Annotated in this window: 13 protein-coding genes and 1 tRNA gene; 10 read left to right on the top strand and 4 right to left on the bottom strand. The window is 69.4% G+C overall.

Features of this window, described 5'->3' with window-relative positions:
• The first annotated feature begins 92 nt into the window (after positions 1 to 92).
• The 5 genes from AC3WLB_RS23710 (at position 93) to AC3WLB_RS23690 (ending at position 6326) form a co-directional block, all read left to right on the top strand.
• Positions 93 to 1220 (top strand): YlbL family protein, encoded by a 1128-nt coding sequence (locus tag AC3WLB_RS23710; RefSeq protein ID WP_492510366.1) that lies wholly within the window; start codon positions 93 to 95, stop codon positions 1218 to 1220.
• A 205-nt stretch (positions 1221 to 1425) separates the two neighbouring features.
• Positions 1426 to 4380: a UPF0182 family membrane protein gene (locus AC3WLB_RS23705; RefSeq protein WP_492510364.1), complete on the top strand. Its 2955-nt coding sequence runs from the start codon at positions 1426 to 1428 to the stop codon at positions 4378 to 4380.
• A gap of 149 nt (positions 4381 to 4529) precedes the next feature.
• A complete protein-coding gene (locus AC3WLB_RS23700; protein WP_492510362.1) occupies positions 4530 to 4886 on the top strand; it encodes a helix-turn-helix domain-containing protein in 357 nt (118 codons plus the stop codon).
• On the top strand, positions 4886 to 6211 hold the full coding sequence (locus AC3WLB_RS23695) for a type II toxin-antitoxin system HipA family toxin (protein ID WP_492510360.1): 1326 nt from the start codon (positions 4886 to 4888) through the stop codon (positions 6209 to 6211). The genes AC3WLB_RS23700 and AC3WLB_RS23695 overlap by 1 nt, the downstream gene beginning before the upstream one ends.
• A 41-nt stretch (positions 6212 to 6252) precedes the next feature.
• Positions 6253 to 6326, top strand: a tRNA-Met gene (locus tag AC3WLB_RS23690).
• A gap of 70 nt (positions 6327 to 6396) precedes the next feature.
• Here the strand turns inward: AC3WLB_RS23690 and AC3WLB_RS23685 are convergent.
• Complete coding sequence (locus AC3WLB_RS23685) at positions 6397 to 6723, bottom strand: helix-turn-helix domain-containing protein (protein ID WP_022897062.1); 327 nt, start codon at positions 6721 to 6723, stop codon at positions 6397 to 6399.
• A gap of 56 nt (positions 6724 to 6779) precedes the next feature.
• Positions 6780 to 7451, bottom strand: coding sequence for a TetR/AcrR family transcriptional regulator (locus AC3WLB_RS23680; protein WP_031283076.1), 672 nt, complete (start codon positions 7449 to 7451; stop codon positions 6780 to 6782).
• A gap of 58 nt (positions 7452 to 7509) precedes the next feature.
• Here AC3WLB_RS23680 and AC3WLB_RS23675 point away from each other — a divergent pair, with 58 nt between their 5' ends.
• The 5 genes from AC3WLB_RS23675 to AC3WLB_RS23655 all read left to right on the top strand — a co-directional run bounded on the left by AC3WLB_RS23675 (position 7510) and on the right by AC3WLB_RS23655 (position 13568).
• On the top strand, positions 7510 to 8385 hold the full coding sequence (locus AC3WLB_RS23675) for an SDR family NAD(P)-dependent oxidoreductase (RefSeq protein WP_022897064.1): 876 nt from the start codon (positions 7510 to 7512) through the stop codon (positions 8383 to 8385).
• 65 nt (positions 8386 to 8450) lie between these two features.
• The gene (locus AC3WLB_RS23670; RefSeq protein ID WP_022897065.1) at positions 8451 to 8987 is read left to right on the top strand and encodes a hypothetical protein; all 537 of its coding nucleotides are present in this window, start codon (positions 8451 to 8453) and stop codon (positions 8985 to 8987) included.
• Positions 8988 to 9141: 154 nt separating this feature from the next.
• Positions 9142 to 10443 (top strand): SufS family cysteine desulfurase, encoded by a 1302-nt coding sequence (locus tag AC3WLB_RS23665; protein ID WP_492510382.1) that lies wholly within the window; start codon positions 9142 to 9144, stop codon positions 10441 to 10443.
• Complete coding sequence (gene sufU / locus AC3WLB_RS23660; RefSeq protein ID WP_492510356.1) at positions 10443 to 10892, top strand: Fe-S cluster assembly sulfur transfer protein SufU; 450 nt, start codon at positions 10443 to 10445, stop codon at positions 10890 to 10892. Before AC3WLB_RS23665 ends, sufU begins: the two co-directional genes overlap by 1 nt.
• Positions 10893 to 10928: 36 nt before the next feature.
• Positions 10929 to 13568: an MGH1-like glycoside hydrolase domain-containing protein gene (locus AC3WLB_RS23655; RefSeq protein WP_492510354.1), complete on the top strand. Its 2640-nt coding sequence runs from the start codon at positions 10929 to 10931 to the stop codon at positions 13566 to 13568.
• Here AC3WLB_RS23655 and AC3WLB_RS23650 read toward each other — a convergent pair.
• On the bottom strand, positions 13552 to 14487 hold the full coding sequence (locus AC3WLB_RS23650; protein ID WP_492510352.1) for a DMT family transporter: 936 nt from the start codon (positions 14485 to 14487) through the stop codon (positions 13552 to 13554). The two genes, AC3WLB_RS23655 and AC3WLB_RS23650, sit on opposite strands and share 17 nt — an antisense overlap.
• Before the next feature lie 23 nt (positions 14488 to 14510).
• Entirely contained in the window at positions 14511 to 14876 is a 366-nt protein-coding gene (locus AC3WLB_RS23645; protein ID WP_022898639.1) for a hypothetical protein, read from the bottom strand.
• Positions 14877 to 15070: the final 194 nt, after the last annotated feature.

Below are 15070 nucleotides of genomic sequence, written 5' to 3'. Positions count from 1 at the left end.
GCCGCCCAGGCTGGGTTTTCCCATAAGCTTGAGCGCCCCGCCGTGCGCCCGTGGCGAACACCCGGGCCATCCGGCCCGCGCGAGAGGATTCCGTGAGTCTGTTCGAAACCGAGGAGCGTCCTCGCGCCTCGCGCCGTGCCCGCCGCGGCTGGACCGTGCTGGTCGTGGCCCTCGTCCTCGGTCTCGTGATGAGCTTCCTGCCGGCGCCGTACGTCATCGAACAGCCCGGGCCGGTGTACAACACCCTCGGCACCCAGGAGCAGGGCGGCAAGGATGTGCCGCTCATCTCGATCGACGGCGCCACTACCTATCCGACCGCCGGCGCGCTCGACATGCTCACCGTGTCGGTGCGCGGCACCCGTGAATCGCGCCCGTCCTGGGCGGAGATCCTCACCTCCTGGTTCGACTCCAGCCGGGCCGTCGTGCCGATCGACGCCATCTACCCGCCCAGCATCACCACCGAGCAGCGCGACCAGCAGAACGCCGCCCTGATGGTCGACAGCCAGCAGGAGGCCATCGCCGCGGCGCTCGCCGAGCAGGGCATCGAGTACACCACCAACGTCGCCGTCGGCGCGGTCGACCCCGACGGGGCCGCGGCCGGTTCACTCGTGGCCGGCGACATCATCCTCTCGGTGAACGCGCAGGCCGCCACCGACATCGATGCTTTGCGGGCGGCGCTCGCGGCGAACGGGACGTCGGTTCCGGCGCAGGTGCAGGTGCGCCACGCCGACGGCACCGAGGAGACGGTGGCCATCACGCCGACGGTGTCGGAGACGACGGATGCGCCTGCCCTCGGCATCAGCGTCGCCTACGACTACGATTTCCCCTTCGACGTCGAGATCCAGCTGAACGACGTGGGCGGCCCGAGCGCCGGCATGATGTTCGCACTCGGCATCATCGACATGCTCACCCCGGGGGAGCTGAACGGTGGGCAGAACGTCGCCGGCACCGGCACGATCGACGCGGCCGGCACCGTGGGCCCGATCGGCGGCATCCGGCAGAAGCTCTTCGGTGCGCGGGACGCCGGGGCCACCTGGTTCCTCGCGCCGGCGACGAACTGCGACGAAGTCGTCGGTCACGTGCCCGACGGGCTGACCGTGTTCGCGGTGTCGACGCTGTCGGACTCGATGACCGCCCTGAAGACCATCGCCGACGGCGGTGACACCGGAGCGTTGCAGAGTTGTGACGCCGTGCTGGCGGCTGCCCGACCCGCGACCTGACGCCTCGCATCCGCTCCTGCACATTCGGGCGGTCGCTCCAGGCTTCCCACGGATTCCGGCCAGGGTGTTCTCAGCGACGCCACCCTACGATTCAGTTGTCTAGGATTGTTGGACACCGCACCACGGATCCGTGAACGAGCACGCGCCGTAGACGAGCACGGCGCCGTCAACGAGCACGGCACCGTCAACGAGCACAGAGGCATACGTGACTTCCCAAACAGCAGAGAAGCCCGCACGACGATCGAGAGTCACGCTCGCGATCGCGATCGCCATCGTGGTCGTGCTGGCCATACTCTTCTTCGTCTTCTCGACCCTCTACACCGAGATCCTCTGGTACGACCAGCTCGGCTTCCTGAACGTGCTCACCACGCAGTGGGCGGCCGGCGCCATCATGTTCGTCATCGGCTTCCTCGCCATGGCGGTGCCGGTCTGGGCGTCCATCGAGATCGCGTTCCGATGGCGGCCGGTCTACGCGAAGCTCAATTCGCAGCTCGACCGCTACCAGCAGGTCATCGAGCCCCTGCGGCGCCTGGCCTCCTTCGGCGTGCCGGCGGTGCTCGGTCTGTTCGCCGGTGTCGCCACCGCTTCGCGCTGGCAGCTGACCCTGCAATACCTGAACCGCACCTCGTTCGGTCAGACCGATCCGCAGTTCAACCTCGACATCTCGTTCTACCTGTACGATCTGCCGTTCTGGCGCGGGGTCGTCGGCTTCGCGTCGGCCGTCGTGATCGTGGCGGGCCTCGCCGGCATCGCGACGAGCTATCTCTACGGTGCCATCCGGTTCAGCCAGCGGGAGGTGCGCATCTCGAAGATCGCGCGCATCCAGATGGCCGTGACCGCCGCCGTCTATCTGCTCCTCCAGGCGGTGAGCATCTGGCTCGACCAGTTCGCCACCCTGGCGAACAGTTCGGGAATCATCACGGGCGCCTCCTACTCCGACGTCAACGCCACCATCCCGGGTCTCCAGATCCTCGCCGGAATCGCGGCCATCGTGGCCGTGCTCTTCATCGTGGCCGCGGTCATCGGGCGCTGGCGACTGCCCATCATCGGCACGGCCCTCCTCATCGTGAGTGCGCTCATCCTCGGTTCCCTGGCGCCGTGGGTGGTGCAGCGGTTCCAGGTCGACCCCTCCGAGCGCACGCTCGAGCAGGACTACATCCAGCGCAACATCGACATGACGCGTGACGCCTACGACGTCTCCGACGTCGAAGAGACCCCCTACGAGGCGACCACCACGGCAGAGGCGGGAGCGCTCCGCAACGACGCGGCGACGACCGCCAACATCCGCATCCTCGACCCGGCGCTCGTCACGAAGTCGTTCCAGCAACTGCAGCAGTTCCGCCAGTATTACCAGTTCCCGGACCACCTCGACGTCGACCGCTACAACATCGACGGCCAGGTTCAGGATGCGGTCGTCACGGTGCGCGACATCAACATCGACCAGTTGGGCTCGTCGGCCACCTGGTACAACCAGACCGTGGTCTACACGCACGGCTATGGCGTGGTCGCGGCCTACGGCAACCAGCGCTCGGCCGACGGGCAGCCGGTGTTCATCGAGTCGGGCATCCCTTCGGTGGGTTCGCTCGGCGACTTCGAGCCGCGCGTGTACTTCGGTGAGAACTCCCCGCCGTACTCGATCGTGGGCGGCCCCGAGGGCTCGTCGAAGATCGAGCTCGACTACCCCTCGGGTGAAGACGGCGCCTCGCAGACCTACACCACCTTCCAGGGTGACGGCGGACCGAAGCTCGACAACATCTTCAAGCGGTTGGTCTACGCGCTGAAGTTCCAGTCGGAGCAGATTTTCCTGTCCGATGCGGTGAACGACGACTCGCAGATCCTCTACGACCGCGACCCGGCGCAGCGCGTCTCCAAAGTGGCGCCGTACCTCACCATCGACTCCGACCCGTACCCCTCGGTGGTCGACGGGCGCATCGTGTGGATCGTCGACGGGTACACCACGTCGGCCAACTACCCGTACTCGAAGGTGCAGTCGCTCAGCGAGACCATCGCCGACACGTACACGCCGTCGCCCGCGTACCCGGTCGACGACATCAACTACATCCGCAACTCGGTGAAGGCAACCGTCGACGCCTACGACGGCAAGGTCACGCTGTACGCCTGGGACGACAAAGACCCCGTGCTGCAGACCTGGGAGAAGATCTTCCCGGCCACCGTGAAGCCGATCAGCGACATGTCGGGCGATCTGATGAGTCACGTGCGGTACCCGGCCGACCTCTTCAAGGTGCAGCGCTCGATCCTCGGCCAGTACCACGTGACGGATGCGGGGGCGTTCTACTCCCAGGAAGACGCGTGGACGACGCCCAACGACCCGACCTCGCCCTCGACCAACCCCACGCTGCAACCGCCCTACTACCTCACGTTGCAGATGCCGACGCAGGACAACCCGTCCTACTCGCTCTACTCCACCTTCATCCCGCTCTCGCAGCAGGGCGAATCCTCGCGGAGCGTGCTCACGGGTTACCTGGCGGTCGACGCGAACGCGGGCGACACCTCGGGGGAGAAGTCCGGCGACTACGGCAAGCTGAGGCTGCTCACACTGCCGAAGGACGACACGATCCCGGGCCCCGGCCAGGTGCAGAACAGCTTCTCCTCCGACCCGGGGGTGAGCTCTGCCCTCAACCTGCTGCGACAGGGCGAGAGCCAGGTCATCAGCGGCAACCTGCTCACCCTGCCCGTGGGTGGCGGTCTGCTGTACGTGCAGCCGGTCTACGTGCAGTCGCGCGGTGAGACCAGTTTCCCGTTGCTGCAGAAGGTGCTCGTCTCGTTCGGTAACAAGATCGCGTTCGAGAGCACGCTCGACGGCGCCCTCGACTCCCTCTTCGGCGGCGACTCAGGCGCGCAGGCCGGTGACAACGACGTGACTCCGACCGACGGTTCGGGCGGTGGCACGTCGGACACCGGCGGCACCTCCGATACCGGTGGCACGGGCGGCACCGGTAGCACCGACCAGTCGAACCCCGGCACCGGGGGCACCGACACGACCGGCAACCCTGCGGTGGCGTCGGCGCTGGCCGCGGCTCAGCAGGCGCTGACCGACCGCGATGCGGCTATGGCGGCGGGCGACTGGGGAGCTTACGGTGAGGCCGACAAGCGGCTGAAGGATGCGATCGCACAGGCGATCGCCGCCGCCAACAAGTGACGCTCGGAGCGTCAGCCGCAGCTGGCTGAATCAATCCCGCACTAAGGGCAAATTATTGCCCTTACGACTGGATTTCTCGCTCAAGGTGCAGGATAATGCCCTTTATGACGATGGGTAGACCAGAGAGTGCGGTCGGCGATTCAGCCACTGTGACCGAGGCCGAGGAGCGGCTGGGGGAGCGCATCCGTGCTCTCCGGCTGTCGAAGAACCTCGATCAGGCGGCGGTCGCCGAGCGTGCCGGGGTGAGCCTGCGCACCGTCAAGAACCTTGAGAACGGGCGCGGATCGAGCGTGGCGACCCTGGTGCGCGTCGTGCGCGCCCTCGGCAGAGCGGACTGGCTGGACGCGCTGCAGCCGCTGGTCGCGGTGAGCCCGCTCCGGATGCTCGCCCAGGAGCGGCGCGAGAGCGCACCCCAGCGCGCGTCCCGTCCGCGTCGGTCGCGGCCGGCTGACGGTGGAGACGACCGGAGCGGGGCTGCGGCCACAGCGTCGTCGGGGGGTCGCTGATGGCGTACACGCCCGTGTCGGTCATCGAGGTGCGGGCGTGGGACCGGCTCGTCGGCGCGATCGCGCTCGACCCCGCGACCGAGTACTTCGCGTTTGAGTACGACCCGAGCTGGATCGAGAGCGGTATCGAACTCTCCCCGCTGAGCACCCCGCTCGGCGATCGTGTGCGGGTGTACCCCGGACTGGCTGAACCCACCTATCACCGCCTGCCCCCGTTCGTGGCGGATGCCCTGCCCGACGACTTCGGCAACGCCCTCGTCACGGCCTACCTCGCCTCGCAGGGCGTCGAGCGGCGGTCGATCACGGCGCTCGACCGGCTGGCGTACCTCGGGCGGCGCGGAATGGGGGCGCTCGAGTTCCGCCCGACTCGCGGTCCGCAGCGTCGCAAACCGACGGCGCTCGAGCTCTCCGAACTGGTGGTGGGGGCACGCGGAGCACTGTCGGGCCGCATCGAGGGCGACCGTGAGGCGGCCGCGGCGCTCGCCACGCTCATCCAGGTCGGCACCTCGGCGGGCGGGGCGCGCGCCAAGGCGATCATCGCGTGGAACCCGGCGACCGGCGAGGTGCGCTCCGGCCAGCTGCCGGCCGAGGACGGGTTCGAGCAATGGATGATCAAGCTCGACGGGGTGGGCCGCGACACCGAGCTCGGCAGCTCGGCCGGTTACGGACGCATCGAGTACGCGTACTACCTGATGGCGACCGCCGCGGGCATCGAGATGTCGCCTTCACGGTTGCTGGAGGAGAACGGGCGCGCGCATTTCATGACCAAGCGCTTCGACCGGGTGGCCGGCCATGAGGGGCTCGACAGTGCGCACGGCAAAGTGCATCTGCAGACCCTCTGCGCCATGGCCGAACTCGACTACAAGCAGCGGGCGACCCACGACTACGCGCAGTACTTCCAGGCCATCGCCGGTCTCGGCCTCGGTGACGACGCCCGCACCGAAGCGTTCCGGCGCATGGTGTTCAACGTGCTCGCCCGCAATTGCGACGATCACACGAAGAACTTCTCGTTCTTGCTCGACCCGCCCGGAGCTCCCGGGCGCACGGCGAACGGGTGGCGCCTCGCGCCGGCCTACGACGTGACCTACGCCTTCAACCCCTCGGGGCAGTGGACCTACCAGCACCTGATGTCGGTGAACGGCAGCTTCGGTGAGATCACCCGCGACGACCTGCTCGTGGTCGCCGATCGCTTTCAGGTGCCGCACCGCTTCGAGGTCATCGACCAGGTCGTGGAGGCGATCGCCGACTGGGGCGGATTCGCCGATCAGGCGGGCATTGCCGCGGCCGATGTGGAGCGCATCCGTGAGACGTTCCCGGCGATGTGAACACACGGCGCCCGAACCCGTGCTAGAGTAAATTCTCGTGCCGCGGGGTGGAGCAGTTCGGTAGCTCGCTGGGCTCATAACCCAGAGGTCGCAGGTTCAAATCCTGTCCCCGCAACAGAAGAAGGCAATACAAGAAAAGGGCTCGGTCGCAGACCGGGCCCTTTTCGTTTGCCTCGCCGGCCGCCTTACCGGCCGCCGTCGCGGACTTGTGCCTCTTCGGCCTGCCGCGCCTGGATCAGGTCACGCACCGTGACCCGACGGCGCGGCCGCTCCTCGAGCATGTCGGCCGTGAGGCCGTGCACGAGCGTCGAGAGTTCGAGGTTCAGTGCGGCGGCGATCCGCAGCAACGTGTCGAGCGTGGCGTTCGCCTGGCCTCGCTCGATGCGCCCGAGGTTCGTGAAGTGCAGCCCGGCGAGCTCGGCCAGCTCCATCTGGCTCACTGCGAAGCGCTGCCGCTCATCCCGGATGCGAGCGCCCAGGACGCGCGCAGCATCGGACTTCGCAGAACTCACACCTCATGCTCGCCAGCCAGACGCTCTCGGCACCAGAGCGCCTGTAGTAGTGGTGTTTAGGCCACACCTGCCGTCCATCCCGTGAACATCGCCGTCAGCGTGCGCTCGACCCTCGGCTCGACGTCGACCACGGCGTGGGCGAGCCGCGGGTCGGCCCGGTACAACTCCTCGATGGCGGCGCCCGGAGTCGCCATCTGCCAGTACGCCCCGGAAAGCGCCGTGGCAGCCGCGACGGCGTCGATCGCCTGGGCTTCGCTGAGTGCGGGGAGAGCGTGCCGCAGCGCTCCGACGATCGCCTGCACCTGCTCGAGGGTCACCAGCTTGAAAGCGCGAACCGACTCGAGCGAGACGTTGCGTTCGAGGTTGAGCGGCGCCTGCGCGAGCAGATCGCAGAACAGCGGGCGCTCGGCCAGCGTCGCCGCGAACGCCCGAGCCACGGCGGCCGGTGTCCGGGCGCCCTCGAGCGCCGTCAGCACGGCCGGCCCCCATTCCCGCCAGCCGGCCGCCGTCAGGCGCAGGAAGATCTGTTCCCGGGTCTCGAAATAGCGCAACAGCGCCGACTTGTGCAGCCCGACCGCGTCGGCGATGTCGGTGAGCGTGACCGACCGGATGCCCTGAGTCGTGCCCAGTTGCACGGCGGCGTCGAGGATCGCCGACTCCCGCTGCTGTTTCGCCTCGGCGCTGCGGGCGCGCTGGAACTCGCCACCCGAGGGAGCGTTCTCTGCCATCTTCACAGTCTAGTGCAACCGTGTTGCATTAATAACGCAACAGTGTTGTACTAGGACCATGTCAGAACAGATATGGTTCATCACCGGTTCCTCCCGCGGCTTCGGTCGCTCCCTCGCTGTCGCCGCGCTCGAGGCCGGCGACCGGGTGGTCGCCACGGCCCGCCGCCCCGAGCAGTTCGCCGACCTGGTGGAGCGTCACGGGGATCGCATCCTTCCGGTGGCGCTCGACGTCACCGACGCCGACCAGGCCGGCGCAGCGCTGGCCCGGGGTGTGGAGCGCTTCGGCCGGCTCGACGTCATCGTGAACAACGCCGGCTACGCCAACGTCTCACCCATCGAGCACACGCCCGACGAGGACTTCCGCGCGCAGTTCGAGACCAACTTCTGGGGTGTCTACAACGTCTCGAAAGCGGCCATCCCGCTGCTCCGTGGGCAGGGCGGCGGCCTCGTGATGCAGTTCTCCTCGGTCGGCGGCCGAGTGGGCGGCTCGCCGGGCATCGCCTCCTATCAAGCGGCCAAGTTCGCGATCGACGGATTCAGCCGGGTGCTGCAGACGGAGACGGCGCCCTTCGGCATCCGCGTGCTGGTGGTGGAGCCGAGTGGTTTCGCCACCGACTGGGCGGGTTCGTCGATGACCGTGCACGAGCCCGGCGAGGGCTACGAACAGACCGTCGGCGCCATGAACGCCCGGATGCGCCAGAGCACCGCCGGGCCGGCGGGCGACCCGGATCGCGCGGCACGCATCCTGGTGCAGATCGCCAAGCGTCGCGACGTGCCGTTCCACCTGCCACTCGGCGTGACCGCGACGGAGATGTCGATCGCCCAGGACCGGCGCCTGCTCGCCGAGGACGAGCGGTGGGCGGCGGTGGGCCGGTCCGCCGACTTCGCCGAACCGTTCCCCGTCGCCTTTCCGGACGACGTCGCGGCCGCCTGAGGTCGGCCGGGTCGCCAGGGGACGGTCGCGCACGCGGGGCAGGCCGGTGGGTGCAGAGTAGTGGCATGGCAGCGCTGAGATCTCCGGGCAGCACGATCGTCGTCGTCGTGGGTGCGGTCACCGACCGCATCCTGCGCGATCTGGGCCGGTTGCCGAACGTGCAGGCGCTCCGCCTCACCGAGCCGGACTCCCCGCCGCTGCGGGAGGTTGTCAGCGCCGCGAGCCGCCCGTTCCTCGTGCACGACCTCGATCCGCTGGGCGCCGTCGAGGCGGCCTGGCACGGCTTCTTCGACGACCCGTCGAGCATCGGCGTGCTGCGGGTCGAGGTGGAGTCGGCGCTGACCGCATTGGCGGCCGGCGAAGCCGTGCTGCCCGACTACTACCTGGTGCTCGACCCCGCCGGCATCGGCGAGGCGGCGAGCCAGTGGTGGCTCGGCGTGCTCGCGGCGATCGCGCCGACCCGGGTGCTCCCGGTCGAGGCCACGACGGCGGCGGTGCAACGGATGCTCGGCTCCCTTCCCGCAGGCCGCGCGTGGCCCGATCCGGCCGGCTGGCTCCGGGAGCTGCACCTCCAGGTGCCCGACCGTGTGGGCCTGATCTGAGGCGGATCGGAATGATCGGGCCCGTCGCACGCTTGGAGATGATGCAATAGAGGTGCGGATGCGGTCGCACGGCGACCCGCGCCGCGCCGACTCCCGACACCCCGCGACCGAGGCACCTGTGACGATCGATCTCAACCACCCGACGGACACCACCATGAGCGCGGCCGGCGCCGGCATCGCCACCCTCGACGAGGCGGCCGTCGAGCGCATCCGGGGCGACTTCCCGATTCTCAGCCGGACCGTGAACGGGCATCCGCTCGTCTACCTCGACTCGGGGGCGACCTCGCAGAAGCCGCAGAGCGTGATCGACGTCGAACGCGCCTACTACGAGCTCAGCAACGCCGCCGTGCACCGCGGTGCGCACACCCTTGCAGGCGAGGCGACCGAGCTGTTCGAGAATGCCCGCGCCACCGTCGCCCGCTTCGTCGGCGCGGCCGACGACGAGATCGTCTGGACCTCCAACGCCACCGAGGGCGTCAACCTCGTCGCGTACGGCATGTCGAACGCGTCGCTCGGCCGTGGCGGGGAAGCCGCCGAGCGGTTCCGGCTCGGCCCGGGCGACGAGATCGTGGTCACCGAGCTCGAGCACCACGCCAACCTCGTGCCGTGGCAGGAGCTGGCGCTCCGCACGGGGGCGACCCTCCGGCACATCGCGCTCGACGACGCGGGCCGCATCCGTCTCGATCACGCCGCCGAGGTGATCGGGGAGCGCACCCGGGTCGTGGCCTTCGCTCACGTCTCGAACGTCCTTGGCGCCGTGAACCCGGTGGCCGAACTCGTGGCGCTCGCCCACGGCGTCGGCGCCCTCGTGCTGCTCGACGCCTGCCAGTCGGCACCGCACCTGCCGCTCGACCTGCGGGCGCTCGACGTCGACTTCGCCGTGTTCTCGGGGCACAAGATGCTCGCGCCCACGGGTGTCGGGGTGCTCTACGGCCGGTCGGAGCTGCTGAACGCCCTGCCCCCCTTCCTCACCGGCGGGTCGATGATCACCACGGTCGGTCTCACCGAATCCGAGTTCCTCCCCGCGCCGATGCGTTTCGAGGCCGGCACGCAGCGGGTGTCGCAGGCGATCGCGCTGGCCGCCGCCGTCGACTACCTCGAGGCGGTCGGCCTCGACCGGATCGCGGGCTGGGAGGCCGAGCTCGGCCGCCGGATGTATGACGGTCTCGCGGCGATCCCCGGTGTCCGGGTGCTCGGCCCGTCACCGGCGGAGGCCGAGCGGGTGGGGCTCGCGAGCTTCGTGGTGGCGGGCATCCACGCGCACGACGTGGGGCAGTTCCTCGACGACCGGGGCATCGCGGTGCGGGTGGGTCACCACTGCGCCCAGCCGGTGCACCGCCGCTTCGGGGTCACCGCCACGACGCGGGCGAGCGCCTACCTCTACAACACGGCGGCCGAGGTGGATGCCGCGGTCGAAGCCGTGGCGGATGCCCGCGTGTTCTTCGGGGAGGCGTGATGACCTCCAGCGAGCTGCAGAGCATGTACCAGACGGTCATCCTCGACCATTCGAAGCAGAAGCACGGCTACGGCCTGCAGCCCACCGACGACGGCTCGTCGCACCAGATCAACCCGACCTGCGGCGACGAGGTGACCCTCCAGGTGCATCGCGGCGCCGACGGCACGGTCGCCTCGATCAGCTGGGAGGGCCAGGGCTGCTCCATCTCCACGGCCTCGGCGTCGCTGCTCAGCGACCTCGTGCACGATCTCAGCGACGACCAGGTGGCCGAACGGGTCGGTGCCTTCCGCGAGCTGCTGCAGTCGAAAGGCGCGATCGAGGGCGACGAGGAGCTGCTCGGCGACGCGGTGGCGCTCGGCGGCGTCTCCCGGTACATCACGCGCATCAAGTGCGCGATGCTGCCCTGGGTGGCGATGGAGCACGCGCTCCGCGCGGCGGACTCGGCGTAGCGGCGGGAGGCGCCGCGCGGCCCCTAAACTCGCACCATGACCGACAGTCCCGACCCCGAGCGCGCCCGTATCGCCGAAGCCGACTCGGGCGGCTGGCGGGACTGGGGCCCCTATCTCGCCGAACGGGCGTGGGGCACGGTCCGTGAGGACTACAGCGCCGAGGGCGATGCCTGGCGCTTCTTCCCGCACGATCACGCCCGCTCCCGCACCTACCGCTGGAACGAGGACGGCATGGCCGGCTTCTGCGACCGCGAACAGAGCTGGTGCCTCGGGCTCGCGCTCTGGAACGGGGTCGACCCCATCCTGAAAGAGCGGATGTTCGGGCTCTCCGGCCCCGAGGGCAACCACGGCGAGGACGCCAAGGAGTACTGGTGGCACCTCGACGCCACGCCGTCGCACGCCTGGCAGCGCTGGCGGTACCACTACCCGCAGCGCGCCTTCCCCTACGACGAACTCGTGCAGGCGAACGCCGCACGGCCGAAGACCGAGACCGAGTTCGAACTCGTCGACACCGGTGTCTTCGACGACGACCGGTACTGGGTGGTGACGGTCGACTACGCCAAGGCGGGCCCGCACGACCTGCTGATGCGGGTGACGGTGGAGAACGCGGGGCCGGAGACCGCGAGCATCCACGTGCTGCCGAGCCTGTGGTTCCGCAACACCTGGGACTGGGAGCGGGAGCCGCCCGCGAAGCCGGTGATCCGCGCATCCGGAGCCCACACCCTGCTCGCCGACCGGCCGACCGGCGACGACCTCGTGCTGCGGCTCGACGGGAGCACAGCGCCCGGCGCCGAGACGCTGTTCTGCGAGAACGAGACCAACCGCGAGCGCATCTTCGGGGAGCCGAACTCCACGCCGTACCCGAAAGACGGCATCAACGACCACGTCATAGCGGGCGCGGAGACGGTGAACCCGGCCCTGCGCGGCACGAAGGCGGCTTTCCACGAGGTGCTCACCGTTCCGCCGGGCGAGAAGCGCGAACTGCGTCTGCGACTGACGCGGGCGGCGGATGCACCGGATGCGGCCCTCGCCTTCACCGACTTCGACGCGGTGCTCGCCATCCGTGAGGCCGAGGCCGACGCCTTCTACGCGACCGTGATCCCGGCGGCGGCCGGCGCCCAGGAGACCCTCGTCGCCCGCCAGGCGTTCGCAGGCCTGCTCTGGTCGAAGCAGTTCTACCACTTCGACGTGCGCCGCTGGCTCGCCGGCGACCCGACCTCGCCGCCCCCACCGGCCGGGCGGGGTGCGGTGCGCAACGGCGACTGGCGCCACCTGTCGAGCCACGACGTCATCCTCATGCCCGACCCCTGGGAGTACCCGTGGTTCGCGGCCTGGGACCTGGCCTTCCACTGCGTGACGATGGCGCACATCGATCCCGAGTACGCGAAGGCGCAGCTCATCCTGATGCTCCGTGAGTGGTACATGCACCCGAACGGCCAGTTGCCGGCCTACGAGTGGGACTTCGGCGACGTGAACCCGCCGATCGAGGCCTGGGCCGCGCTCCGCGTGTTCGAGATCGACGGGTCGCGCGACTTCCAGTTTCTCGGCCGCATCTTCCACAAGCTGCTGATGAACTTCACCTGGTGGACCAACAATAAGGACCACGGCGACAACAACCTGTTCGAGGGCGGCTTCATGGGCCTCGACAACATCGCCCCGCTCGACCGTTCGACGCTACCGCCCGAGGTGGGTGAGCTCGAGCAGGCCGACGCCACCGCCTGGATGGCCACCTACGCCCTGCACCTGCTCGACCTGGCGCTGCTGCTCACCATCCACGACCGCGCCTACGAAGACGTGGCCACCAAGTTCTTCGAGCACTTCCTCACCATCGCCGCCTCGGCCAACGACGCCGGGCTCTGGGACGAGGAGGACGCCTTCTACTACGACATGCTGCACCTCGCCGACGGGCGCGAGGTGCCGATGAAGGTGCGCTCCCTGGTGGGCCTCGTGCCGGTGACCGCCGCCCTCGTCTTCGACCGCGGGCAGATGGGCAACCTCGAGGAGTTCGTCGCCCGCGGCCGGGCGTTCCTCGACCGCAATCCCGCGTATCGCAAGCACGTGCACATCCGGGTGGACCCCGATGGCGCCGGCGGTGAGCGGGTGACGAGCCTCATGGCACTCGTCGACCCGGAGCGGCTGACGCGCATCCTCGGCGGTGTGCTCGCGACCGAGCGGATGCTCTCGCCCTACGGAATCCGCAGCATCTCGGCCTGGCACCGCGATCATCCGTTCCGGGTGGAGGTCGACGGGGTGGAGGCGGTCGTCGACTACGAGCCGGGGGAGTCGACCTCAGGGTTGTTCGGCGGCAACTCGAACTGGCGCGGGCCGGTGTGGTTTCCGCTCAACGTGCTCATCATCGAGTCGCTGCGCGGGTACAACGCGAGTCTCGGCGAGACCCACCGGGTGGAGTACCCGGCCGGATCGGGCGTGCAGCACACCCTCGGCGAGGTCGCCGACGACCTCTCCCGCCGGCTGATCGCGCTCTTCGTGCGCACCGGTGACGCCCCACGCCCGGCGGATGCGCGGTACCCCTTGCTCTCGGCCGATCCGCGGTGGCGCGACAACATCGCCTTCTACGAGTACTACCACGGCGACACCGGGCAGGGGCTCGGCGCCTCGCACCAGACGGGCTGGACGGCACTGGTCGCCCACCTCATCGTCACGCAGCGGCGCTGAGCGTCCGCGCGCGCCGGCCGCGCCACGGCACGGCCAGGATGATGAGTCCGGCGGCCAGCACCACGAGGCCGGCGACGGCCATGCCGGTCAGCGATTCGCCGAGCACGAGGGTGCCGAGGAGGGTCGCCGTGAGTGGTTCGGCCAGGGTGAGGGTGGAGACGGTGGCGGCCCGCAGCCGGCTGAGCCCCCAGCCGAACAGGAGGTAGGCCGCGGCGGTGGTGACGAGGCCGAGCCAGAGCGCCATGGTCGCGCCCGCCGGGGTGGCGAGCCAGCGCAGATCGGTGCTGAGCAGAACGGGAACACTGAGAGCGGCCGCGAGCCCGAACACCGAGCCCATGGTGGTGGTGGGCGACCAGCCGCGCTCCAGCAACGCCTTGCTGGCCAGGGTGTAGACCGCGTAGGCGGCACCCGCCCCGACCGAACCCATCAGACCGGGGAGGTCGATGGGCCGCCCGCCCGCGTCGCCCACGACCCCGCTGATGAGCACGACGCCGGCGGTGGCGACGACGGTGGCGACGAGCCAGACGGCGCCCGGGAAGCGCCGGTGCAGCGCCCAATCGAGCAGTCCCGTGATGATCGGTGCCGACCCCAGCGAGACCACGGTACCGACGGCGACGCCGTTGGCGCTCGTGCCGAGGAAGAAGGCGGGCTGGTAGGCGAGCACCCCGAGGGATCCGATGGCGAGCAGGAGCCAGCTCGGCACCCGGCGGGAGGCGGAACGATGATCGGGCGCCGGTGCCGATGGTGTGGGTCTGCGCATCCGCACCACCGCGGCGACGCCCGCGAGCACCGCGCCGCCGATCAGGATGCGCGCGGCGCCGATCGAGAGCGCCGACGCGTCGCCCGGCCCGAACGCCTGCGCGGTGCCCGTGGTGCCGAAACAGACGGCGGCGAGCAGCACGGCGAGGAAGGGGAGCATGGGCGACAGTGTGCCACGTCCCGTCAGGCGGGGATCTGCGACATCCCGATCACGAGCACGCCGACGAGTGCTGCGGCCGCGATCGCTCCGAAGCACACGGCCAGGAGGAGCAGCCGCAGCCTGCCGCCGCGCACCAGCAACCGGATCTCGACCATGGCCAGGTAGAGCAGCACGATGACCACGATGCCGATGAGGGCGACGCCGCTGGAGTTCACCTGCTGCAGCGACCAGAGCAGCACCACCGCGATCGCGGCCATGATGCCTCCGAGGATCAGCCAGCTGCGGCCCGTCGAGGTGGTGAGGGAGGGCTGGTTGGTGACCTTGGTCGGATCGTCGGCGGGGTCGTCTCCGCCGGGGATCCGGCTGCCGTCGTGGTCGTCCTCGTTCATCCGTCGCCGTCCGTCTCCGCTGCTCGGAGTCTACCCCCGGCGGGTGCGCGGGTTTGCGATTCCCCCTTGTGGAACGCCCCCTGAAAGGGGGTAGTCTGCCACAAACGTTCACGCGATCTAGGTGTACTGCCCAGGCAGGTTAGTTAGCCGGCTGATGGGTGGTTTTGCTCCGATGGCGGTGTGGGGCCTGTGGT

This window comes from Herbiconiux sp. FW305-C-125 (assembly GCF_058783455.1).
This window is presented reverse-complemented; position numbering and strand designations above follow the sequence as displayed.